We start from the raw sequence: 22429 nt of genomic DNA on the forward strand, positions 1-22429 counted from the left end.
AGGGCTGGCGTCGGCCCCCCCCCCGTGGCCTAGGCCGGCAATGCCACACCCTCGGCGATCCCAATCCGACGGACGTCAAGATCGTTGTTGCGCTGACGGTCCTTTTCGCGCGCCCGAAAGAACCGTCAGCGCAACAACGATCTTCAATGCATTCCAAGGACGACTATCGACGCCGGAATTAAGATGAGATATCGGATTCGGCCGTGAGATGGACCGGGCCCGCGGATGGTGGCGCGCAACACCGAACCGAGTGTCGCGCGGTTCGGCAGGTCGGTGACGTGCGACCTCGCCGCGCCTGCGTAAAGATTAACTCAGGCTCGTGCGGGGGAGTGGTTTGCCTTTCCCGGCCGCCCGCGGATCCCGCAGGGAGGAGCCTTGGCGACGACCGGTGCCCGCGGGAGCATGCGGGCGTAACCGCCCACAGAGTGGGAAAATGGGTTGGATCTTGGTTCGGCAGTGCCGCCGCGGTTCAGGAGGTGGCGATGGGGGCGAAGATCGCGTCGGCGGCCTCGGTGAATGCGGCCGGCGCGACCTCGACCTGCATGCCGCGGCGGCCGCCGGACACGAAGACGGTCTCCTGCCCTTCGGCGGACGCGTCGACCACGATTGGGAGGCGGGAGCGCTGGCCGAAGGGGGAGATGCCGCCGGTGACGTAGCCGGTGGCGCGTTCGGCGGCGGCGGGATCGGCCATCGCGGCACGCTTACCGCCGAGCGCGGCGGCGAGCGCCTTCAGGTCGAGTGAGGCGGAGACCGGCACCACGCCCACGGCCAGCTGCCCGTCCACGGTGGCGACAAGCGTCTTGAAGAGCCGGGTCGGTGCCACGCCGAGCGCGGCGGCGGCCGCCTCGCCGTAGGACGTGGCTTTCGGGTCGACCTCGTACGTGTGCGCGGTGAACGCGATCTTCTGCCGGGTGAGCAGCGTCGTCGCGGGTGTGCCGCCGCCAGCCTTCTTCGCCACGGGAGCGAGACTAGCGCCAGGGCTCACTCGATGCCGAACTGTTTGCACGCGTCCGCGTAGACCTCGGTGCACAGCTCGTCGCGGGTGACGAAGCCGTCGTCCACCACGGTCTTCACGTCTGCCTGAAAGATCGCCTGCGGGGGCAGCAGTACGGACGGCACCTTGCGCTGGGTCTGCGGGTCGACGACCGAGCCGGTGACGTCCTTGCGTTCGCCCTTGGCCAGCGAGATCGCCAGCTCGGCGGCCGCGCTCGCCTCCGTCTTGATCGCCTTGTAGACGGTCATGCACTGGTCGCCGGCGAGGATGTTCTGCAGGCCTGTCACGTCCGCGTCCTGGCCGGTGACCGGCACCTTGCCGTTGAGCTTGTTCTTCTTCAGGACCGTGATCACCGCGTTGCCGATGCCGTCGTTCGCCGCGAGCACGCCGCCGATCTTGGGGCTCTGGGTGAGCATCTGCTCGAAGAGCGTTCCCGCCTGCACGCTGTCCCAGTCCGGCACGGCCTGGTCCGGGCCCTTGACGTAGGTGCCGTTCGCGTAGAGCGGGTTCAGCACCGATTCGTAGCCCTCTTTGAACAGCGTGGCGTTGTTGTCGGTGGGGGAGCCGTGCAGCTCCGCGACGATCGGCTTCTGCGCCTTCAGCTTGGTCAGGCAGGTCGCCAGTCCGTCGCCCTGCAGCTTGCCGACCTGGGTGTTGTCGAAGCTGACGTAGTACTCCGCGCTCCCGCCGAGCGTCAGCCGGTCGTAGTCGATCGTGGCCACGCCCTCCGCTTTCGCCTTGTCCAGGACGGCCTTGCCGGTGCCGGAGTCCAGGTTGGCGATCATGAGAACCGTGGCGCCGTTTGTGATCTGCTGATCGGCGATGGCCTGGAACGCGGACTTGTCGCCCTGCGCGTTCTGGATGTCGAACTGGATGCCCGCCTTCTGGAACGCGCTCTCCAGGAACTTCCGGTCCGCGGTCTCCCAGCGGTCGGAGGTGGCGCTGTCCGGCAGGATCACGCCGATCTTCGGCACGGGGGCATCGCCTGCGTCGTCACCTCCGCAGGCCGTGAGCGAACCGGCCGTGAGCACGGCGGCGGTGAGCGTGGCGAGACCGCGGCGCATACGGGGGCCCTTTCCTCTGCGGTGGAACACATCCACTATGCCCGGCCCGAGACCCCTATCGGGGCAGATCAGGACAAGTTCCCCGGGGGTACGGGTCGGCAGAGCAATGTCACGGGCGCGCCGGCCACCCGGGTGAGCACCAGCGACAGGCCCTCCGGCCCGCTCAACCGCAGATCCTTGCGGAGTTGCTGGACGTCGAGCGCGGAGCCCCGCTTGAGGATCTCCACCCGGCCCACCGCACGGCGGCGCATCTCCGCGCGCAGCCGCTTCAGCGAGAACGGCATGGTGTCGAGCACCTCCAGGCACCTGCCGAAACCGGTAGGCGCCGGGGCGTCGGCGTAGACGTAGGCGATCTCGGGGTCGGCGAGCACACCGCCGACCCGGTCCGCGAACGCGGCCACCAGGTGCGCGCGCACCACCGCGCCGTCCGGGTCGTAGACGTACCGCCGGACGCCGCCGACCCGCGCGGGGACGTCCGCGTCGCCGGTCAGTGCGGTGGTGCCCGGCAGCGCGGTGGTTCCGGGGGTGCCCGGCAGCACAGTGGCCCGGCGCGGCACTCCGGCCAGCGGCCCGCACCAGAACGCGGCCTCCACCACGTCGCCGCCCACGCTCACCCACTCCGCCTCCGCGCCGGCCGGGATCAGCGCGTGGTCGATTCCGGGCGCGAGCTTGAGCACGGTACGCGGCACCCGCGTGGCCAGCCCGGCCACGAAGTCCCACGGCGGCGAGAACGACGCCGGGTCGAAGACGCGCCTGCCGGTCTTCGAGGCGCGCCGGGCCGGGTCGCAGAAGACCGCGTCCACGTCGCTCAGGTCCGCCTCGGTGGCGTCCCCGGTGGTCACGGTGATCAGATGGTCGAGCTTCAGTGCCGCCACGTTCGCCCTGGTCAGTGCGGCGGTGTGCGGGTCGGCCTCCACGGCGTGCACCCGGATGCCCTTCCTCGCCGCCGCGATCGCGTCCGCGCCGAGCCCGCAGCCGAGGTCGGCCAGCACGCGCACGCCCGCGTCGTGCAGCCGTGCCGCCCGGCGCGCGGCCACTGTCGCGCGGGTGGCCTGCTCCAGCCCGGCCCGGGTGAAGAACATGACCTCCGCGTCCGCGCCGAACTTCAGGACCGCCTTCCGGCGCAGCTCGACCTGGGTGAGTGCGGCCGAGGCCAGGTCCGGTGGGAATCCGGCGCGGCGCAGCCCGGCGGCCGCGGCCAGCAGGTCACCGCCGTCCGCCGCCGCGGCCGCGGTCAGCGCGGCCTCTCCCTCGGGGGTGCGCAACAGGTCCGGCTCCACGCCCCCATCCTCCGGCCGCCGGAAGGGGCCGCGGCGCGCGGGGTGTTGGCACTCTCCTTGACGGAGTGCTAGCCGCCGGAATAACCTTCCGTTAGCACTCGCCATGGGCGGGTGCCAGCTTCCGGACCTGGTCCGGGGGCAACCCGCCTCTTCTGGAGGCAACGCCTGGCGGTCCGGCACCCGCGACGACGGCCCGCAAGGTGGCATGAGGCAGATTGACTCCGGCCGGTGCGCGCCCGCGTGCGCGCGGCCGGTAACGACACAAGTACCCCAGGAGGGTATGCCCGTGACTACCGCGACCAAGGTTGCGATCAAGCCGCTCGAGGACCGCATCCTCGTCCAGGCCAACGAGGCCGAGACCACCACTGCGTCCGGCATCGTGATCCCCGACACCGCCAAGGAGAAGCCGCAGGAGGGGACCGTCGTCGCCGTCGGCCCCGGCCGCGTCGACGACAGTGGCAACCGCATCCCGGTTGACGTGAGCGTCGGTGACACCGTCATCTACTCGAAGTACGGCGGCACCGAGGTCAAGTACGCCGGCGCCGAGTACCTCGTGCTCTCCGCGCGCGACGTGCTCGCCGTCATCGAGAAGTGATCTAGAAGTACCAGGTTTTTTCGCGGCCAGCCCCGGGTCCCGTTCGCGGGCGCCGGGGCTGACTGCGGTTATAGACGGTTCCACAGCGGCTTCGCGCCCGTCGGCGTGACCGCAGTTTCCACGTCCGTGAAGGGACAACAATGGCGAAGATCCTGAGCTTCTCGGATGACGCCCGCCACCTGCTCGAACACGGTGTCAACGCGCTCGCGGACACCGTGAAGGTCACGCTCGGGCCGCGCGGACGCAACGTCGTGCTGGACAAGAAGTTCGGCGCTCCGACGATCACCAACGACGGCGTCACCATCGCCAAGGAGATCGAGCTCACCAACCCGTACGAGAACCTCGGCGCGCAGCTCGTCAAGGAGGTGGCGACCAAGACCAACGACGTCGCCGGTGACGGGACCACCACCGCGACAGTGCTGGCTCAGGCGCTGGTCCGCGAGGGCATCCGCAACCTGACGGCCGGCGCCAACCCGGCCGGCATCAAGCGCGGTCTGGACGCGGGCGTCAAGGCCGTCTCCGACGCGCTGATCGCGAAGGCCGTCGAGGTCGCGGACCACAAGGCGATCGCGCACGTCGCGACCGTGTCCGCGCAGGACGCCACGATCGGCGAGCTGATCGCCGAGGCGATGGACCGGGTCGGCCGCGACGGTGTCATCACCATCGAGGAAGGCTCCACGCTCGCCACCGAGCTGGACATCACCGAGGGCCTGCAGTTCGACAAGGGCTTCGTCTCGCCGAACTTCGTGACCGACGCCGAGTCGCAGGAAGTGGTGCTCGAGGACCCGTACATCCTCATCACCACCTCGAAGATCTCCACCGTCGAGGAGATCCTGCCGGTCCTGGAGAAGGTCCTGCAGGACAGCAAGCCGCTGCTGATCATCGCGGAGGACGTCGAGGGCCAGGCGCTCGCGACGCTCGTCGTCAACGCGCTCCGGAAGACCTTCAAGGTCGCCGCGGTGAAGGCGCCTGGCTTCGGCGACCGCCGTAAGGCCATGCTGCAGGACATCGCGGTCTCCACAGGTGCGGAGCTGATCGCCCCCGAGCTCGGCTACAAGCTCGACCAGACCACGATCTCCCAGCTCGGCACCGCGCGCCGCGTGGTCGTCGACAAGGAGAACACCACGATCGTCGACGGCGGCGGCAACTCCGCCGAGGTCGCCGACCGGGTCTCCCAGATCAAGAAGGAGATCGAGGCCACCGACTCCGACTGGGACCGCGAGAAGCTCGCCGAGCGCCTCGCGAAGCTGTCCGGCGGCATCGCGGTGATCAAGGCCGGCGGCGCGACCGAGGTCGAGATGAAGGAGCGCAAGCACCGCATCGAGGACGCGATCGCTGCCACCAAGGCCGCGGTCGAGGAGGGCACCGTCCCCGGCGGCGGCGCCGCGCTGGCCCAGATCGCCACCGTGCTCGACGGCGACCTCGGCTTCACCGGCGACGAGGCCACCGGCATCAAGATCCTCCGCAAGGCGCTCGACGAGCCGCTGCGCTGGATCGCGCAGAACGCCGGCCACGACGGCTACGTGGTGGTCAACAAGGTCCGCGCCTCCGAGTGGGGCACCGGCCTGAACGCGGCCACCGACGAGTACGTCGACCTGGCCGCGGCCGGCATCATCGACCCGGTCAAGGTGACCCGCAGCGCGGTCGCCAACGCCGTCTCGATCGCCGGCCTCCTCCTCACGACCGAGACCCTGGTCGTCGAGAAGCCGGTCGAGGCCGAGCCCGCCGCCGCCGGCGGTGGACACGGCCACGGCCACGGCCACCAGCACGGCCCGGGCTTCTGACCCGTCGTTACGAAACGCCCCGGAGTCTCCACGGCTCCGGGGCTTTTTCGTATCACCGCATCAAGGTGTCGATCGTCTTCTTCAATACGGAGATCCGGTTGCCGCGACGCCGCCGGTCGAGATGGACCCACTGCTTGCCCTCCGCGGCGATTCCCTCCAGGACGTGCAGGGTGTTCGTCAGCCCGGTCGAGTCCAGCGACACCATGTCCGCGACGCGCGAGTCGGGGCGGATCTCCGGCGAGAGCAGGTCGGCCTCGGTCACCTCCACGTCGATGGGCTCGCCGTTCAGCAGTGTTAGCCGGAAGGTGGGCCGGGCGCGGTTCGCCTCCGTGACATGTACCGAGGCGACCGCTTCGTAGCGGTAGTTCGTGCGGTTCCGGCTCTCGATGTCGGCCGTGATGAAGTCAAGATCTGCGGCCATCTGCCGAACCCCGTCCTCGGTTAGCAGGAACACCAGGATCCGGTAGCGCGAGTACCGCCATGGGCCGTTCCGGAGCCTCGCGCGCTGGGCGGGCTTGCCTGCGCCGGCGATGAACGCGCTGGCGATGACGTGCCGCGGCGCCAGGTTGTAGTGCTGCATCGCCCGGTTCATAAGGATGCGGCGGTCGCAGTCCAGCCACGTCGCCATCTCCCGGTCGGTGGGCCGTCGCGCGAGTTTGGCGGCCCATCGGGCAAAAGCCTCTTCATCTGTACGAAGGCGTGCCGCGGCCTCGTCCAAGTCTGCCGCGTACCGGCGCTGCTCGATCTTGATCTTCAGCCAGCCGCCGCCGGCGATCCGAGCGGTGATCAGCATGATCAAGACGACGGCGGAGGTCTCTATCGGAGCGTGGCCGAAGGCGGCCGGAACGACCCACACGGTGCTACCGGCGAGGACGGCCGCGCTCACTATCACCAGCGCACGCTTGGCCAGCGGCATCCTGAGCTGCTCGCGATAAGCCAGCAACGTGCCGTGGTGCCACCGGGCACGTGCGTCGGAGATGCGATGACGGATCAGCCAGGCGATCTCCTCCGCCCGCACCGGTGAGTCCCGGAACGACGTGACGATCTGGTCGCGGATGGTGCGGTGCACACCCGACATCTGCGTGATCCACTCGTCCTTGTCGACGTCCCGGGGCCGGTACCGGTGCACGTAACGCCAGAAGAGCCGGTCGACGGCATCGGCAAAACCGCTTTCCGGCGTCGCCTGCGTGGGCTGCATGTATACCTGATGCTCAACATCCTTGGCCCGCAGCCGTTCGGAGCGAAAGCGCCACTCCACGCCGTCGCGGGCCATCAGAACGATGCTCGCCGCGCCCATGAGCGCGGCGAGCATCGCCGTGACGCTGCCGGACAGCACCACGAGCAAGCCGAGACAAGCGGTGGCGGCGAGGAACGCGACGCTAGCGGCCCATGCGATGGCCCAGTCCTGAGCCGTGGTGGATTCGGGCACTGGAGTCGCTGCCCGAGGGCGCCGAGGACGGGGCTGAAAATAGATCCACACGCGGTTGCTGCGGTCGCCTGCGGTCTGATCCTCCCGCGCCTGGGCCAGCGCCCGTTGCCACATCGCGTCCTGGATGTTGTCCTTGAGGAACAGTTCGAGGTGACGCAGGATCGCTTTGCGCTGGGTGTCCGGCAGTTCGTCGAACGCCTTCACGGCGGTCTGCGGATCATCCTTCGGCGTGTCCATCGCGGTAAGGAAACGCTCGATGACCCGGAGTCCCTCGACCCACTCGTCGTCGGCGTGCAGCCGTGGCCAGTCCAGTGCGCGTTGCAGCCGCGTCTCATCCTCGTCCGTGAGCTGGCTCAGGGTCCGGCCGCTCAGCATCGCGAGCACCCAGTAGAACCGGACTCGGCTGGTGCGGTGACCGGCGGCCATCGCCTCCTCGATCACCTCCTGGGCCTTCGACGGCACACCACCCGCGAGATAGCTCAAGCCGATCTCGAATCGTTCCGCGGGCGATGCGCCTGGCGGAACGTTGTAGGTGTTGTTCTCCGTGTGCACGATGTCGCCCAGCACCACGCCGGCCTGCACATCGACGGGCCCGTCAGCGCTGTTGCTGTTGGCGCCGAGGAAGCTCATGACAGCGCCTGCACGAGCGCTATGACCGCTGCCACGCCGGCGGCGAGGTCGGCCAGATCGATGACCAGGCCGCGCAACCGCTTCAGTGCGACCAGCGCAGTGCCACGGTTCTCGGCGGCGATGGTGAGCTCCGCCTCCGCGGCCTTGTAGGTCTCCTCGTCCAGCCGGTCGTCCGCCCGTGCCCGCTGCAACTGGACGCGAAGCGCATCGAGCCGGTCGGGCAGGCTGTCCGGCCCGCTGGCGCCGAACGACTGGTGGACATCGCCGTGGATGATGCCGGCCTGCACGCCGACGTGCGCGTTCCCCCTGGCGATGTTCTGGTTCGATCCCAGCATCGGCGTGCTCCTCGGGCTGTCGGTGCGTGGTTTCCGGCTGTTGCCTCCGGTCAGGCCGAGGCCGAGGCCGTCGGCGAGCGCGATCGCGAACGCCGCAGCGTTCGCCGCCGCGCGTGGCTGCCAGCGCTGCCCGTCCGTGTTCTGCTTGGTACCGTCCGCCCGGTCGCTGATGCCGCGCACCACGATGCCGGGCAGCGCGCTGTTGAGTGCCGCGGCGTGTACGACCCCGGCACCCTCCATCTCGATCGCCAGCGCGTCGTTGTAGTGGTCGCGGACCCAGCGGGCGTGTGCCGAGGTCGCCGAGTCCTGCACGACCTCGCCGGCAGCGATCGGCGCGAAGCGCACGGTGGGCACGTCCGCGCCGCGTGGGAGGTTGCGCGTCCACTCGCCGGTCCGCTCCAGGCGTTGAGCGACCTGCTCGGCCGCGTGCGGGATGTCCCAGGCGCGCGGGCGGGCCTTCATGCCGTCGTCCTCGCTGGTACCGCCGTGGTAGGCGTACACCCGGGTGGCCACCACCACGTCACCGAGTTTGACGCTGGGATAGAGCCCGCCCGCCACGCCGACGAACAGAACGGCGGACGGCGCGAACAGGGAGATCGCCCGCTCGGTGAGTACGGCGGCGGACTGGTTGCCCTTGCCGACGAGACAGAGCACGGCCCGGCCGCCGCTGGGGAGCCGGCCGATCTCGAACAGCGTGCCTGCATCGTGTGCTTGCGTCTCGATGTCGGTCAGGTGATGGCGAACCGCCTGGTACTCGAGGTTCAACGCGGTGAGGATCACGATCGGGGTGGCGCTCATTCGTCATTTCCCTTCGTGAGGGCGGGGTCGGGGGTGCGGACCATCGGTGGGTGGAGAACCTTGCGGGGGCCCGCGCGGAAGAGGCGGGCGGGGCGGCCGGTGTCGGTCTTGCGGGTGGGGCCGTCGGCGATGATGAAGCCGTCGGTGCGCTGGACCTTGCGGTAGAAGTTCCGAGGGTCGAGGCGGGTGCCCCAGACGGCCTCGTAGACCTCCTGCAGCTCGGAGATCGTGAAGGTGTCGGCACAGAAGGCGGTGGCGAGCGCGGAGTGCTCGAGCTTGGTGCGGGCGCGCTCGACGCCGTCCGTGACGATGCGGTGATGGTCGAACGCGAGCGGGAGATCGCCGGTGAGCACCGCGTTTGCGTCGCGCCAGCCGGCGTCGGCGGCGTCGGTGCCGGCGATCGGATCGGGCAGGCGCGGGGCGATCGCCAGATAGGCCACCGAGACCACCCGGCCGCGGGGGTCGCGCCCGGGTTCGCCGTAGACGCCGAGCTGCTCCAGGTGGAGTGCCTCGTCGTCGAGGCCGGCCTCCTCGGACAGCTCGCGGCGGGCGGCGGCCTCGATGTCCTCGCCGAGGTATCGAAGGAAGCCGCCGGGCAGGGCGAGTGCGCCACGGTACGGCTCGACGCCGCGCTCGATCAGCAAGATCTGCAGGCCGGTCCCGCGCAGCGTGAGGATCACCAGGTCGACGGTCAGCATGACCGCCGGTGGCTCCCAATCATCCGTCGTCATGGATGCAGGCTAGCTTATTGTCACTCTGACAGTAAGTTGTTTTCGCAGGATGGGGCCCAACTCTCGACTTTGAGCGCAACAAGGCTGGACGGGCGCCGTTCCGTTCTTGAGCCGTAATGGTTTGCGCCGTGGCCGCCGCCGGGGCGCGAGGGAGACTTGGGGGCGTGGCGATGACGACTGAGGTGCCAGTGCCGGTGACGCGCGCTGCCGGGACCGCACGGTGGGGTGCGCTGGCCGGGGTGGCGGCGGCCGCGGCCGGGCTTGGTGTGGCGGAGTTGGCGGCCGTGTTGATCGGGCCGCGGTCCGCGCCTGTGGTGGCGGTCGGCGGGGTGGTTGTCGACCACGTGCCGGCCGGCGTGAAGGACGCGGCGATCGCGGTGTTCGGCGTGCACGACAAGACCGCGCTGATCGTGGGGACCGTGGTGCTGCTGGCGCTGGCGGCCGCCGGGATCGGGGCGCTTGCGGTGCGGTCGCTCGCCTATGCCGTGGGTGGGGTGGCGCTGTTCGGGGTGATCGGGGTGGCGGCCGCGCTGACCCGCGAGGGGGCAGACGCGTCGTGGGCGCTTCCGTCGCTGGTGGCGGTGGTGGCCGCACTGGCGGCGGGCTGGTTCCTGCTGCGCCTGGTCCCCGGCCCCACGCCGACCGGTTCCGCCCCGGCCCGCTCCCCACGGACCGGTTCCGCGACGACCGACTCCACGCCGCATGACTCCACGCCGACCGACTCCACGCCGACTGACTCCACGCCGACCGCCTCCGCCACGACCGGCGCGGCCACGGCTCGCCGCCCGCGCGTGGAGACCGACCCGGACGCCCGGCGGCGCTTCCTCAAGAACGCGGGTCTGGTCGTGGCCGGGGCCGCCGTGGTCGGCTACGCCGGGCGCTGGATGTCGACGCGTCGGAGTGTGTCAGCGGTCCGGGCCGCCGTGACGCTGCCGCGACCGGCCTCACCGGCTCCCGCGCTGCCCACCGGTATCGACCCGCCGGGCGCGCCGGGTCTGTCCGCCTACACGACCTCCAACACGAACTTCTACCGGATCGACACCGCGCTGAGCGTGCCGCAGGTCGACCCGGAGACGTGGAGTCTGCGGATCCACGGACGGGTGGCGAAGCCGATCACCATCACCTGGGCCGAGTTGCTGCAGCGGCCGATGGTCGAGCGGTACGTCACGCTCGCCTGCGTCTCGAACGAGGTGGGTGCGGACCTGATCGGGAACGCGCGCTGGCTCGGCGTACCCGTGAAGGATCTGCTTGATGAGGCGCAGCCGCTGGACGGCGCGGACCAGGTGGTCAGCCGCTCGGTCGACGGCTGGACCTGTGGGACGCCGACCGGGCTCCTGCGCGACGGCCGGGACGCGCTGCTGGCGGTGGGGATGAACGGCGAGCCGCTGCCGATCGAGCACGGTTTCCCGGTGCGGATGGTGGTGCCGGGGCTGTACGGCTACGTCAGCGCCTGCAAGTGGATCACCGAGATCGAGCTGACAAGCTTCGCCGACTTCGACGCCTACTGGGTGCCGCGCGGCTGGTCGGCGCGGGGACCGATCAAGACGCAGTCCCGGATCGACACGCCGCGCCGGAACAGGGATGTCGCACCCGGCCCGGTCACGGTGGCCGGCGTCGCGTGGGCGCAGCACACAGGCGTGACGAGGGTGGAGGTCAGCGTGGACGACGGCGCCTGGTCGGACGCGACGCTTGCCGCGGGGGTCTCGGCGGACACCTGGCGGCAGTGGACGTTCCCGTGGCAGGCGACGCCGGGCGATCACACGCTGCGGGTGCGGGCCACTGATGCGACGGGCGCGGTGCAGACGGAGGAGGAGACCTCGGTGGCGCCGGACGGCGCGACGGGTTGGCACACCGTGAAGGTGCAGGTCACGGACTGACGGAAACGTGAAGGCGGCGCCCGCTGAACCATTGGGCGCCGCCGCGACGTATCCGGGGGTGTGAAGATTCACTGGGAAGTGACGGGGGGCTCAGGCCGCGGTGGGCCTCCGCTGCGCCGGAACCGTGCTGAGGTGGGGTGTGCCGAGGCGGGCCTCCAGGCGCGCCACGTCGACAGCGCCCTTCCGGCGGTCCGCGAGGTCCTCCCAGCCGACGGCGAGCAGGCGCAGCCGCTCGGACTCGCTGAAGCCGCCCCACACGCCGTAGGGCTCACGGACGGCGAGAGCGTGGGCGGCGCATTCGGCCCGGACCGGGCAGGCCCCGCAGACCTGCTTGGCCTTGGTCTCCCGGCGGTTGCGGGACGAGCCACGCTCACCGTCCGGGTGGAAGAACTGTGCGCTGTCCCGGCCGCGACAGCTGCCGAGGCGCTGCCACTCCCAGAGGTCGGATATGGGGCCGGGCAGTCTGCGTACGTTGGACATCATCAGCACCCTCCCTCGCGGCGCCGCGCGACGGCTCACATGGCTCATCTCGTTGAGCCGGATGATGGCGGCGACCACATCAGGCGCATCCGATCCGACCTGTGGCCGTTCTACCCAGGGGGAGGTGTGCTCACACGTGACAGATCGAATCGTTATTCGCACGCAGCTCCCCGGCGTGGCGAGCTGTCCGGAAGTTTCCTCTTCTATCCGTCGAAAGCGCGTAATACTGCCCCAGGTTCGTGGTCTCCTCCTATGAGGAGAGGAGGATCACTGTGCGTACCGTCCTCGTTTGCGTCCGGACGCCGCTGGCGGCTCAAGCCGTAGCTACCACGGCGGCCCGGCTGGGAGTGGCCGGAGCCGTCCGAACTGCGGTGACCGAGCCGGAGGCGATGCTGCGGCTGGCCGAGAGGCCTGCCGACGTGGTCCTGGCGGACACCGCCGTCACCCGGCCCGACAGTGTCGGATTTACACGGAGAGTATTGGCCAGATCCCCCGGAGCCGTCATTGTGCTCTTCGGCGCCGAAGACCCCCGTGCGGCGGCGGCCACCGTGGCCGCAGGTGCCCGAGGCGTCATCCGCGGCGCCGAGCAGGACATGGTCAGCGTGGTGGCCAAGGCGGTGCTCCTGCTCTGCCTGCCCACCAGACCACCCGCCGGAGCGCGTCCGGCCGGCGCGGGAGCGGCTCAGGCCGCCGTCGCCGGTCAGGTGCGCGCCACCGCCGGAGCGGTAGCCGAACAGGGCGCCGCGTCCGCGCTCGGCATGATGCCGGGCCGGGTACCGACCCAGGTGGTGCCGTCACAACGCGGCGACTTCGGCGACCCGGGCGACGGCCTGGGAGACCTCGGTCGCGGCTGGCGCCCGAACGAGCCCGATCTCGGGCGTGAACCGGAACCTGCCGTGCGGCGGATCGCGCTCACCGAGCGTGAGCTGCAGGTGTTGCGCGGGATGTCGGACGGGAAGAGCAACGCGGAGATCGGCCGCGAGCTGTTCGTCTCGGAGGACACCGTCAAGACCCACGCGCGGCGGCTGTTCCGCAAGTTGGGCGCGCGCGACCGCGCCCACGCGGTGGCCGCCGGCTTCCGTGCGGGTCTTGTCGACTGACATGTGACGAGTGAAGGGGGCCGGCGCGGAAGCCGGCCCCCTTCACTCGTTGTCGTCCGTGCCCTCGGTCAGCGTGTCGTGGACCCCGTCCGCGTAACCACGCGCGTACTCCCACGTGACGTAGTGGTCGGGGTCCGGGTCGTAGGCCGGCTCGTGCACCCGCGGGCGCCCGGAGCTCAGCAGATGGCGCAGATTTCCGCGCAGCAGGTCCCAGTCGAAGTAGTGCGGCTCGTGACAGTCCTCGCACTCGATCACGAGTCCGCGCACCCCGATCGGGCCCAGAAGCGCCTGGTAGATCTCGAGATCAGCCAGATCTTCCAGCACGTCCTGGCGCTCTGCCTCGGTCAGCGGATCCTGGTTGTCCCCGTCGGTGAGGTCGTCCAGGCCCGCAGACGGGTCGACAGGGTCGCCGTTGAAGGGGTCGATCGGCTCGTCGTGCACGCCTCCACCGTAGCGGCAGACACCCCTCCTTCGTCGGCCCGCCGCCCCCTGAAGGTGATCCGGGCGCCATCGACAGGGCTCAGGTGGGTGACCTGCGTCGTTCTCGGCGGCGACCGCAGGGCTCCGATCAGGGGTCTGGGTACGATGAACCATCGCGCCGCCGTCCAAGCTCAGGGGATTTCAATCGTGGACTTTTCGTCGTCCGTAGAGCAGACCGTGCCGTTGGGCCTCACCTTCGACGACGTGCTCTTGCAGCCCGGTGAGTCGGACCTGCTTCCGAGCCAGCTGCGCACCGTCACCCAGCTCACCAGGAACGTGACGCTCAACATCCCGCTGGTCTCCGCCGGGATGGACACCGTCACCGAGGCGCGCATGGCGATCGCCCTGGCCCGGCAGGGCGGCATCGGCGTGCTGCACCGCAACCTCTCCGCCGAGGAGCAGGCCAGCCAGGTCGATCTGGTCAAGCGCTCCGAGTCCGGCATGGTGACCAACCCGGTGACCTGCAGCCCGGAGGACACCTTCGCCGACGTGGACCGGCTCTGCGGCCGGTTCCGCATCTCCGGCCTCCCGGTCGCGGACGCGGACGGCAAGCTGGTCGGCATCGTGACCAACCGTGACATGCGCTTCGTCACCGACCCGGCCACGCCGGTCCGGGACATGATGACCAAGCTGCCGCTTGTCACCGCGCCGGTCGGCGTCACCAAGGAGCAGGCGCTGGAGCTGCTCAGCCGGCACAAGGTGGAGAAGCTGCCGATCGTCGACGACGCCGGCGTGCTGCGCGGCCTGATCACGGTCAAGGACTTCACCAAGTCCGAGAAGTTCCCGCACGCCACGAAGGACGACGCGGGCCGGCTGCGTGTCGCGGCCGCGATCGGCGTCGGCGAGGACGCCTACAAGCGGGCCCGCCTGCTTGTCGACGCGGGCGTCGACGTGCTGATGGTGGACACCGCCCACGGCCACAACCGCGCGGTGGCGGACATGGTCCGGCAGCTCAAGAAGGACACCACGATCGACATCGTGGGCGGTAACATCGCCACCTACGCCGGCGCGAAGTCGCTTGTCGACGCGGGGGCGGACGCGGTGAAGGTCGGCGTCGGGCCGGGCGCCATCTGCACCACCCGGATCGTGGCGGGCGTCGGCGTGCCGCAGATCACCGCCATCATGGAGGCCGCCCGCGCCTGCCGCCCGGCCGGCGTGCCGGTGATCGGCGACGGTGGCATCCAGTACTCGGGTGACATCGCGAAGGCGCTCGTCGCCGGTGCGGACACGGTGATGCTCGGCAGCCTGCTGGCCGGCTGCGAGGAGAGCCCGGGCGACCTGCTCTTCATCAACGGCAAGCAGTTCAAGACGTACCGGGGGATGGGATCGCTCGGCGCTATGAAGGGCCGCGGCCCGGAGGCCAAGTCATACTCCAAGGACCGCTACTTCCAGGCCGACGTGACAAGCGACGACAAGCTGATCCCGGAGGGCGTGGAGGGCCAGGTTCCCTACAAGGGCACTGTGGCCCAGGTGTCGCACCAGCTGGTCGGCGGTCTCCGGCAGGCGATGTTCTACGTCGGTGCGGAGAACGTGGCCGAGCTGCACCGGCGTGGCCAGCTCGTCCGGATCACCTCCGCGGGTCTCAAGGAGAGCCACCCGCACGACATCCAGATGACCGTCGAGGCCCCGAACTACCACAGTCGCTGAAAAATCTGAGCTGGAGCTGACCCGTGCGTGACGTCGTCGAGATCGGGCTGGGCAAGACCGCGCAGCGCGGTTACCACCTGTCCGACATAGCGATCGTGCCGAGCCGCCGCACCCGGGACGTCGATGACGTCTCGACGGTGTGGCAGCTCGACGCGTACCCCTTCAAGATCCCCTGTGTGGCGCACCCGTCGGACGCCACCATGAGCCCCGCCACCGCGATCGAGCTGGGTCGCCTCGGCGGCCTCGGCGTGCTCAACGTGGAGGGACTGTGGACGCGGTACGAGGACCCGACCAAGGTGCTCGCCGAGCTCGCCTCGCTGGCCGAGGACGAGTCCGCCACCCCGCGTCTCCAGGAGATCTACTCCGAGCCGATAAAGCCCGAGCTGATCGGTGAGCGCGTCCGGCAGATGCGCGAGGGCGGCGTGACAGTCGCCGTGCGCGTGTCGCCGCAGCACACGCTGCAGCTGGCGCCGGTGATCCTGGACGCGGGCGTGGACCTGCTCGTCATCCAGGGCACGCTGGTCTCCGCGGAGCACGTGTCCACCACTGACGAGCCGCTGAACCTCAAGGAGTTCATCGCCGACCTGGACCTGCCGGTCATCGTCGGCGGCTGCACTGACTACAAGACCGCGCTGCACCTGATGCGCACCGGCGCGGCCGGCGTGATCGTGGGCATCGGCGCGGACGAGTGGGCCACCACCGACACCGTGCTCGGCATCCGGGTGCCGATGGCCACCGCGATCGCCGACGCGGCCGCGGCCCGCCGCGACTACCTGGACGAGACCGGCGGCCGGTACGTCCACCTGATCGCGGACGGCGGCATCTCCACCTCCGGCGACATCGCCAAGGCGCTCGGCTGCGGTGCGGACGCGGTGATGCTCGGCGAGCCGCTCTCCCTGGCCGAGGGGGCGCCCGCCGAGGGCGCCTGGTGGCACTCCTCCGCCAGCCACCCGAACCTGCCGCGCGGCTCGTTCGGCCCGGCCAACGCGCCGCTCGGCACGCTTGAGACGCTGCTCTACGGCCCCGCCGCGGACCCGAGCGGCCAGCTGAACCTGTTCGGCGGCCTGCGCCGGGCGATGGCGAAGACCGGATACCGGGACCTCAAGGAGTTCCAGAAGGTCTCGCTGGTCCTGGACTGAGCCTCCCGGGGCCGCTTCCGATCGGGAGCGGCCCCCGGTCGGCTACCGTTTCGGCCGTGGGTGTGCGGAAGAGCATTGCGGCGCTGACGGCCGCCGGTCTACTGGTCTCGGCGTGCACGTCGCCGCTGAACCTGCCGGTCCCGGTGGTGCCAGACAGCGCGAAGTACGGCGCGGACGGCATCGGCGACCCCTACTTCCCCCGGTACGGCAACGGCGGGTATGACGTCGCGCACTACGACATCACGATTCGCTACGCGCCGGACACCGACCAGCTCACCGGCCAGGTCGTGATCACCGCGGCGGCCACCACCCCGCTGCGCCGCTTCAACCTCGACTTCACCGGCCTGCCGATCAGCCGCGCGGTCGTCGACGGCAGCCCCGCCGAGACCCGGCAGGACGGTGCGGAGCTGGTCATCACGCCCGCGCGCGAGCTCACCGGCGACTTCACTGTCGAGCTCGACTACGCCGGAGTGCCGAAGCCGATCAGCTCGATCCTCGGCGAGGGCGGCTTCCTGCACACCGACGACGGCGCCATCGCGCTCGGCCAGCCCGAGTCCGCCAGCTCCTGGTTCCCGGTCAACGACCACCCGCTGGACAAGGCCACCTACGACCTGGCGATCACCGTCCCGGAGGGCAAGGCCGCGCTCAGCAACGGCGTACCGGAGGGCTCCACCACGTCCGGCGGCTGGACGACCTGGTCCTGGGCTGAGCGCGCGCCGATGGCGGCCTACCTGACGACGGTGGTCATCGGCGACTACCGGGTCGTGTCCGGCAGCCACAACGACCGCCCGATGCTGACCGCGGTGGCCGCGAGCCTGCCCGAGGGCGGCACCGCCGACACCGCAATGGCCAGCACCGGCGAGGTCGCGGACTTCCTGGAGACGCAGTTCGGCCCGTACCCGTTCGAGTCCTACGGCGGCATCGCGGTCGCGGACAACCGGATCAACTACGCGCTCGAGACCCAGTCGCGCCCGGTCTACGGCCCGTCGTTCTTCCGCGGCGCCGACGCGTCCTGGGTGATCGCGCACGAGCTGGCCCACCAGTGGTTCGGGGACAGCGTCTCGATCGGCGGCTGGCAGCACATCTGGCTCAACGAGGGCTTCGCCACCTACGCCGAGTGGCTCTGGGAGGAGCACACCCGCCGCACGCCGGTCCAGTCCCAGTTCGACGACGTCTACCGCACCATGGACTGGACGATCCCGACCGGCGACCCCGGCCCGGCCAACATCTTCAGCGGCGCGGTCTACCGCCGTGGCTCGCTTGCGGTCCACGCGCTCCGCATGGAGGTCGGCGACGACGCGTTCTTCACGATCCTCAAGACCTGGACCGCGGAGCGCCGCAGCAACACGGCAGTCACCGCGGACTTCATCGCCCTGTCCGAGCGCGTCTCCGGAAAGTCGCTGCGCCAGTTCTTCGACGCCTGGCTCTTCGGCACCAGCCAACCCCCGGTGCCCACACCCTAGAAACCTTTCTTCCCGCTCCCGCGGTGGTCCGGCCCGCACGCTCCCGCGGGCTCCGGTCGTCGCCCGGGGGCTCCTCCCTTCCGGTCTCGTCGTGGTGAAAAGCGCCTGTGGTCCACGGGCGGCAACCGATCACGCCGTCCGGCCGTCTCTGTGTCGGGCGCTCCGCGTCCCCGACCGGCCTTCTGACAGTCGACGCCCGCCTGGCCCGGACCCGCCAGGACGGTGCCGAGCTGATGATCGCCCCGGAGAGCGAGGTAAGCGGCGCGTTCACCGTGGAGATCGACTATGCCGGCGTGCCGGAGATGGTGGCGCGCTCGCTCCTGGACCGCGGCGGCTTCCGCCACACCCGGGACGGCGCTGTGGTGATCGGCCAGCCCGAGTCCGCCGCCTCCTGGTTCCCGGTCAACGACCATCCGCTGGACAAGGCCACGTACCACCTGGAGATCTCGGTTCCGGAAGGGCTAACCGCGCTGAGCAACGGCGTTCCGGACGGCTTCACCACCGCGGGCGGCTGGACCACATGGCGGTGGGACGAGCGGGTGCCGATGGCGAGCTACCTCGCCACCATGGTCGTCGGGGAGTTCCGCGTCACCTCCGGCACCCACCGCGACCTGCCGATCGTCACCGCGGTGTCCGCGTCGATCCCGGAGGGCGGCGTCGCGGACCGTGCGCTGGCCCGCACCGGCGAGATCGCGGACTTCCTTGAGGAGCGCTTCGGGCCGTACCCGATGGCGGCCTACGGGGGTGTGGTGGTCGCGGACGCACGCATCACGTTCGCCGTGGAGAACCAGTCACGCCCGGTCTACGGACCCGACTACTTCAACCGGGGCGACGACGGCACCTGGCTGGTCGCGCACGAGCTGGCCCACCAGTGGTTCGGGAACAGCGTCTCGATCGGCGGCTGGCAGCACATCTGGCTCAACGAGGGCTTCGCCACCTACGCCCAGTGGATGTGGGACGAGCACAACCGGGGCACGCCGGTGCAGGCCGTGTTCGACTCCACCTACCAGGCCACCGACTGGACCGTTGCCACCGGCGACCCCGGCCCGGCGAACCTCTTCCAGAACGCGGTCTACCACCGGGGCGCGCTGACGCTTCATGCGCTGCGCCAGACCCTCGGTGATGAGGTCTTCTTCACAATCCTCCAGACGTGGACCGCCGAGCGCCGCAACAACACGGTCGTCACCGCCGACTTCATCGCGCTCGCCGAGCGTGTCTCCGCCAGGCCGCTCCGCCGGTTCTTCGACGCCTGGCTCTTCGGCACGACAGCCCCCAACTCCTGATCACCCACGCGCGCGTTGCATCGATGTAACGCTGCAATTCGGGATTTCTAGGATTCACGTCACTCCTGCCGATGATGTGGGCGGAAACCCAATCCCGGCGAAGGGGGCAGACGGTGGTCAGACCGTTCGACCGCGCCTGGCTGTTCCTGTCGGTGCTGCTGGCGCTGGTCGTGCTGGCCTCGTTCGACGTGGTGTGGCTGCTCACGGACGGGCCGATGTCACCGCCGGAGTTGATTTTCGCGGGGATCGTGGCCGTCGGCGGCACCTGCATCGGGCTGCTCGCGCTGCACTACTGGCGGCAACGGCGGACCGTCTCGGCGTCCACCCGGCTGGCGGCGATCGTGGAGTGGTGCGACGACGCGGTGATCGGCCTGAGCCTGGACGGCGTGATCGACAGCTGGAACCCGTCCGCCGAGCGCATCTTCGGGTACCGCGCGGAGGAGATCATCGGCCGGCACGGCAGTCTGCTGCTGCCGGAGGACGATCCCGAGCGGTCGATGGGGCTGCTGCCGCGGATCGCGGAGGGCGAGGTCTTCCAGAACCACGAGGCCACCCACGTGCGCAAGGACGGCCGGCTGGTCGAGCTGTCGCTGTCCATCTCGCCGCTGAAGGACCGGATCGGGGAGATCGTCGGCATCGCCGTGGTCGGCCGGGACATCACCGCGCAGGCCGCCGAGCAGCGCATGCTGCTGGAGCAGCGACAGCGGCTGGCCCGGATCATGGAGACCGCCGGTGACGCGCTGGTCAGCATGGACGAGGACGGCGCGATCACCGAGTGGAACGCGGCGGCGGAGCGGACCTTCGGCTGGCCGGCCGCGCAGGTGATCGGCCGCCCGCTGCGCGACGTGCTGATCCAGCCGCAGGACCGGGCCGCGCACGACACCGGGTTCGCGCGGCTGCTGCGCACCCGGGTGCCGACGCTTGCGACGGGGGAGCCGATCCGGGTGGTGGCCCGGCACCGGGACGGGCGGGACGTACCCGTGGAGATGAAGCTCTGGCTGACCGAGCACAACGGGCGGATGGAGGCGAACGCGTTCCTCCGCGACATCACCGCCCAGCAGCAGATGGAGGCGGAGCGCAGCCGGTACGAGGCCCGCCTCGCCCACATGGCCACCCACGACACGCTCACCGACCTGCCGAACCGCGCGCTGCTGATGGACCGGCTGACCATGGCGCTGAACCGCACCCGGCGCACCGGCAAGACCGTCACGCTGCTCTACCTGGACGTGGACCGGTTCAAGGAGGTCAACGACACGTTCGGGCACACGATCGGCGACCAGTTGCTGACCACCGTCGCGAGCCGGCTGCGGCAGAGCGTGCGCCCCTCGGACACGGTCGCGCGGATCGGCGGCGACGAGTTCGTGATCCTCTGTGACGACCAGGCCAAACCGGAGGACGTGTCAGTGATCGTGGCCCGGCTGACAAGCACGGTCAGCCGGCCGATCGTGCTCCCCACGTGCGTGCTGAACCCGGAGATCAGCATCGGGCATGCCAACAGCGGCGACCAGCCGACCGCGGACGAACTCGTCCAGGCCGCAGATGAGGCGATGTATCAGCACAAACGTGGCCGTCGTGCTGCCGTGCCGACGGGCTGATGGGTGACATATCTGTTACCGATCGGTAAAGATGAATGCATGCGGTATGACGTGGTGGTGATCGGCTCCGGTTTCGGCGGCAGCGTCGCGGCGTTGCGCCTGGTCGAGAAGGGTTACCGGGTCGCCGTCCTGGAGGCGGGCCGCCGGTTCGCCGACGACGAGCTCCCGGAGACCTCCTGGCGGCTGCGGCGCTTCCTCTGGGCGCCCGCGCTCGGCTGTTTCGGCCTGCAGCGCATCACGCTGCTGCGCGGCGCGCGCGGCTCCAAGGCCGGCGTGCTGGTGATGTCCGGCGCCGGTGTCGGCGGCGGCAGCCTCGTCTATGCGAACACGCTCTACGAGCCGCTGCCCGCGTTCTACGACGATCCGGCGTGGCGTGCCGTCACCGACTGGCGCGCCGAGCTGGCCCCCCACTACGACCAGGCGAAACGAATGCTCGGCGTGACCGTCTACCCCCGGGTGACCGCGGCGGACGAGGCGATGCACGCGGTCGCGGCGCGGATGGGGGTGGCGCACACAGTGCACGCCACCCCGGTCGGCGTCTTCCTCGGCGAGCCCGGCCGGACCGTGCCCGACCCGTTCTTCGGCGGCGCCGGCCCGGAACGTACCGGCTGCACCCACTGCGGCAGCTGCATGACCGGCTGCCGGGTGGGCGCGAAGAACACGCTTGTCAAGAACTATCTGCACCTGGCCGAGCGGGCGGGCGTGGAGGTGTTCCCGATGACCACGGTGGCGACTCTGCGGCAGAACCACAACCATTTCGAGATCGCCACGGTACGGACCGGAGGACGCGCCCGCCGCACGTTCGAGGCGGACCAGGTGGTGCTCGCGGCCGGCGCGCTCGGCACGCAGCGCCTGCTGCACCGCGCCCGCGCCACCGGCGCGCTCCCACACCTGTCGGCCCGGGTGGGCGCGCTGACCCGCACCAACTCCGAGTCGATCCTCGGCGCGTCAGTGCTTGGCGCGAAGCCGGACCTCGACTACACCGACGGCGTCGCGATCACCAGCTCGTTCCACCCGGACGAGCGCACCCACGTCGAGGGCGTGCGGTACGGCCGTGGCGCCAACCTGATGGGCCTGCTGCAGTCCGCGCTCACCGACGGCGGCCCCCGCCGCCCGTTGCGCTGGCTCGGCACGATGGCCCGGCATCCGCTCACCTACCTGCGCATGCTCTCGGTCCGGCGCTGGTCGCAGCGGACCATCATCACGCTTGTCATGCAGGCGGAGGACAACTCGATCACTACGACGTACCGGCGGCGGCTCGGGCGGTGGACCATGCGCGGGCGGCCGGGACACGGCGCGCCGAACCCGACCTGGCTGCCCGCGGGGAACGAGGCGGCCCGCGCGCTTGCCGACGAGATCGGCGGTGTGCCGGGCGGGGCGGTGACCGAGGCGTTCAACATCCCGATGACCGCGCACATCCTGGGCGGGGCCACGATCGGCGCGACAGCGGAGGAGGGCGTGATCGACGCGTACCACCGGGTCTTCGGGCATCCGGGCCTGCACGTCCTGGACGGCGCCGCGGTCACCGCGAACCTGGGCGTGAACCCGTCGCTGACCATCGCGGCCCAGGCGGAGCGCGCCTGCGCGTTCTGGCCGAACCGGGGCGAGCCCGACCCGCGGCCGGCGCCGGGGATGCCGTACCGCCGGATCGGTGTGGTTGTCCCGGCGCGGCCGGTGGTGCCGGTGGGCGCGTTTGCAGCCCTCCTGCACCCGAAACAGACCTGA

18 protein-coding genes are annotated in these 22429 nt (G+C 70.4%); 10 read left to right on the plus strand and 8 right to left on the minus strand.

All coding sequences use genetic code 11. The features are described from left to right. Positions 1-469: 469 nt before the first annotated feature. From ybaK to ACIA8K_RS26895, 3 genes are all read right to left on the minus strand, one after another. The gene (gene ybaK, locus ACIA8K_RS26885; RefSeq protein WP_396063956.1) at positions 470-958 is read right to left on the minus strand and encodes a Cys-tRNA(Pro) deacylase; all 489 of its coding nucleotides are present in this window, start codon (positions 956-958) and stop codon (positions 470-472) included. A gap of 23 nt (positions 959-981) precedes the next feature. Further along, a complete protein-coding gene (locus tag ACIA8K_RS26890; protein ID WP_396063958.1) occupies positions 982-2058 on the minus strand; it encodes a sugar ABC transporter substrate-binding protein in 1077 nt (358 codons plus the stop codon). A gap of 68 nt (positions 2059-2126) precedes the next feature. Then, the gene (locus ACIA8K_RS26895) at positions 2127-3338 is read right to left on the minus strand and encodes a methyltransferase domain-containing protein (RefSeq protein ID WP_396063960.1); all 1212 of its coding nucleotides are present in this window, start codon (positions 3336-3338) and stop codon (positions 2127-2129) included. A gap of 280 nt (positions 3339-3618) precedes the next feature. On the opposite strand from ACIA8K_RS26895, the gene groES reads away from it, so the two are divergent. Continuing rightward, positions 3619-3933, plus strand: coding sequence for a co-chaperone GroES (gene groES / locus ACIA8K_RS26900; protein WP_396063963.1), 315 nt, complete (start codon positions 3619-3621; stop codon positions 3931-3933). A gap of 140 nt (positions 3934-4073) precedes the next feature. After that, on the plus strand, positions 4074-5717 hold the full coding sequence (groL, locus tag ACIA8K_RS26905) for a chaperonin GroEL (protein WP_396063966.1): 1644 nt from the start codon (positions 4074-4076) through the stop codon (positions 5715-5717). A gap of 52 nt (positions 5718-5769) precedes the next feature. Here groL and ACIA8K_RS26910 read toward each other — a convergent pair whose 3' ends face one another. From ACIA8K_RS26910 to ACIA8K_RS26920, 3 genes are read right to left on the minus strand one after another with little or no spacing between them, the layout of a single operon-like run. Then, positions 5770-7776 carry a hypothetical protein gene (locus tag ACIA8K_RS26910; protein ID WP_396063968.1) on the minus strand — a complete coding sequence of 669 codons (2007 nt, stop codon included), beginning with the start codon at positions 7774-7776 and terminating at the stop codon, positions 5770-5772. Beyond that, complete coding sequence (locus ACIA8K_RS26915) at positions 7773-8909, minus strand: 5'-methylthioadenosine/S-adenosylhomocysteine nucleosidase (protein WP_396063970.1); 1137 nt, start codon at positions 8907-8909, stop codon at positions 7773-7775. The genes ACIA8K_RS26910 and ACIA8K_RS26915 overlap by 4 nt, the downstream gene beginning before the upstream one ends. Further along, positions 8906-9640 (minus strand): NUDIX hydrolase, encoded by a 735-nt coding sequence (locus ACIA8K_RS26920; protein WP_396063973.1) that lies wholly within the window; start codon positions 9638-9640, stop codon positions 8906-8908. The genes ACIA8K_RS26915 and ACIA8K_RS26920 overlap by 4 nt, the downstream gene beginning before the upstream one ends. A gap of 170 nt (positions 9641-9810) precedes the next feature. Between ACIA8K_RS26920 and ACIA8K_RS26925 the strand changes: the two genes are divergently transcribed. Beyond that, positions 9811-11517: a molybdopterin-dependent oxidoreductase gene (locus ACIA8K_RS26925; RefSeq protein WP_396064307.1), complete on the plus strand. Its 1707-nt coding sequence runs from the start codon at positions 9811-9813 to the stop codon at positions 11515-11517. Between the two features lie 90 nt (positions 11518-11607). Here ACIA8K_RS26925 and ACIA8K_RS26930 read toward each other — a convergent pair whose 3' ends face one another. Beyond that, positions 11608-11997 (minus strand): WhiB family transcriptional regulator, encoded by a 390-nt coding sequence (locus ACIA8K_RS26930; protein WP_396063975.1) that lies wholly within the window; start codon positions 11995-11997, stop codon positions 11608-11610. A 272-nt stretch (positions 11998-12269) separates the two neighbouring features. Between ACIA8K_RS26930 and ACIA8K_RS26935 the strand changes: the two genes are divergently transcribed. Continuing rightward, positions 12270-13097: a response regulator transcription factor gene (locus ACIA8K_RS26935; protein WP_396063977.1), complete on the plus strand. Its 828-nt coding sequence runs from the start codon at positions 12270-12272 to the stop codon at positions 13095-13097. A gap of 42 nt (positions 13098-13139) precedes the next feature. On the opposite strand, the gene ACIA8K_RS26940 is transcribed toward ACIA8K_RS26935, so the two are convergent. Next, complete coding sequence (locus ACIA8K_RS26940; RefSeq protein ID WP_396063979.1) at positions 13140-13538, minus strand: DUF5319 domain-containing protein; 399 nt, start codon at positions 13536-13538, stop codon at positions 13140-13142. A gap of 186 nt (positions 13539-13724) precedes the next feature. Between ACIA8K_RS26940 and guaB the strand changes: the two genes are divergently transcribed. From guaB to ACIA8K_RS26970, 6 genes are all read left to right on the plus strand, one after another. Continuing rightward, the gene (guaB, locus tag ACIA8K_RS26945; RefSeq protein ID WP_396063981.1) at positions 13725-15224 is read left to right on the plus strand and encodes an IMP dehydrogenase; all 1500 of its coding nucleotides are present in this window, start codon (positions 13725-13727) and stop codon (positions 15222-15224) included. A 23-nt stretch (positions 15225-15247) separates the two neighbouring features. Further along, a complete protein-coding gene (locus tag ACIA8K_RS26950) occupies positions 15248-16363 on the plus strand; it encodes a GuaB3 family IMP dehydrogenase-related protein (RefSeq protein ID WP_396063983.1) in 1116 nt (371 codons plus the stop codon). Positions 16364-16419: 56 nt separating this feature from the next. Then, positions 16420-17826 (plus strand): M1 family metallopeptidase, encoded by a 1407-nt coding sequence (locus tag ACIA8K_RS26955; protein ID WP_396063985.1) that lies wholly within the window; start codon positions 16420-16422, stop codon positions 17824-17826. Between the two features lie 107 nt (positions 17827-17933). After that, positions 17934-19109: a M1 family metallopeptidase gene (locus tag ACIA8K_RS26960; protein ID WP_396063987.1), complete on the plus strand. Its 1176-nt coding sequence runs from the start codon at positions 17934-17936 to the stop codon at positions 19107-19109. A 113-nt stretch (positions 19110-19222) separates the two neighbouring features. Continuing rightward, a complete protein-coding gene (locus tag ACIA8K_RS26965) occupies positions 19223-20704 on the plus strand; it encodes a PAS domain S-box protein (RefSeq protein ID WP_396063989.1) in 1482 nt (493 codons plus the stop codon). A 39-nt stretch (positions 20705-20743) separates the two neighbouring features. Next, positions 20744-22429 (plus strand): FAD-dependent oxidoreductase, encoded by a 1686-nt coding sequence (locus ACIA8K_RS26970; RefSeq protein WP_396063991.1) that lies wholly within the window; start codon positions 20744-20746, stop codon positions 22427-22429.

The sequence above is a fragment of the Catenuloplanes sp. NPDC051500 genome (genome assembly GCF_044454585.1).
Classification (GTDB): Bacteria; Actinomycetota; Actinomycetes; order Mycobacteriales; family Micromonosporaceae; genus Catenuloplanes.

Excerpts from the sequence above, each read along its gene's own strand:
- ACIA8K_RS26920 (WP_396063973.1), bottom strand. The coding sequence starts at position 9,640 with ATGACGACGGATGATTGGGAGCCACCGGCGGTCATGCTGACCGTCGAC.
- ACIA8K_RS26915 (WP_396063970.1), bottom strand. The coding sequence starts at position 8,909 with ATGAGCGCCACCCCGATCGTGATCCTCACCGCGTTGAACCTCGAGTAC.
- ACIA8K_RS26970 (WP_396063991.1), top strand. The coding sequence starts at position 20,744 with ATGCGGTATGACGTGGTGGTGATCGGCTCCGGTTTCGGCGGCAGCGTC.
- ACIA8K_RS26930 (WP_396063975.1), bottom strand. The coding sequence starts at position 11,997 with ATGTCCAACGTACGCAGACTGCCCGGCCCCATATCCGACCTCTGGGAG.
- groES (WP_396063963.1), top strand. The coding sequence starts at position 3,619 with ATGCCCGTGACTACCGCGACCAAGGTTGCGATCAAGCCGCTCGAGGAC.
- ACIA8K_RS26890 (WP_396063958.1), bottom strand. The coding sequence starts at position 2,058 with ATGCGCCGCGGTCTCGCCACGCTCACCGCCGCCGTGCTCACGGCCGGT.
- groL (WP_396063966.1), top strand. The coding sequence starts at position 4,074 with ATGGCGAAGATCCTGAGCTTCTCGGATGACGCCCGCCACCTGCTCGAA.
- ACIA8K_RS26910 (WP_396063968.1), bottom strand. The coding sequence starts at position 7,776 with ATGAGCTTCCTCGGCGCCAACAGCAACAGCGCTGACGGGCCCGTCGAT.
- ACIA8K_RS26925 (WP_396064307.1), top strand. The coding sequence starts at position 9,811 with ATGACGACTGAGGTGCCAGTGCCGGTGACGCGCGCTGCCGGGACCGCA.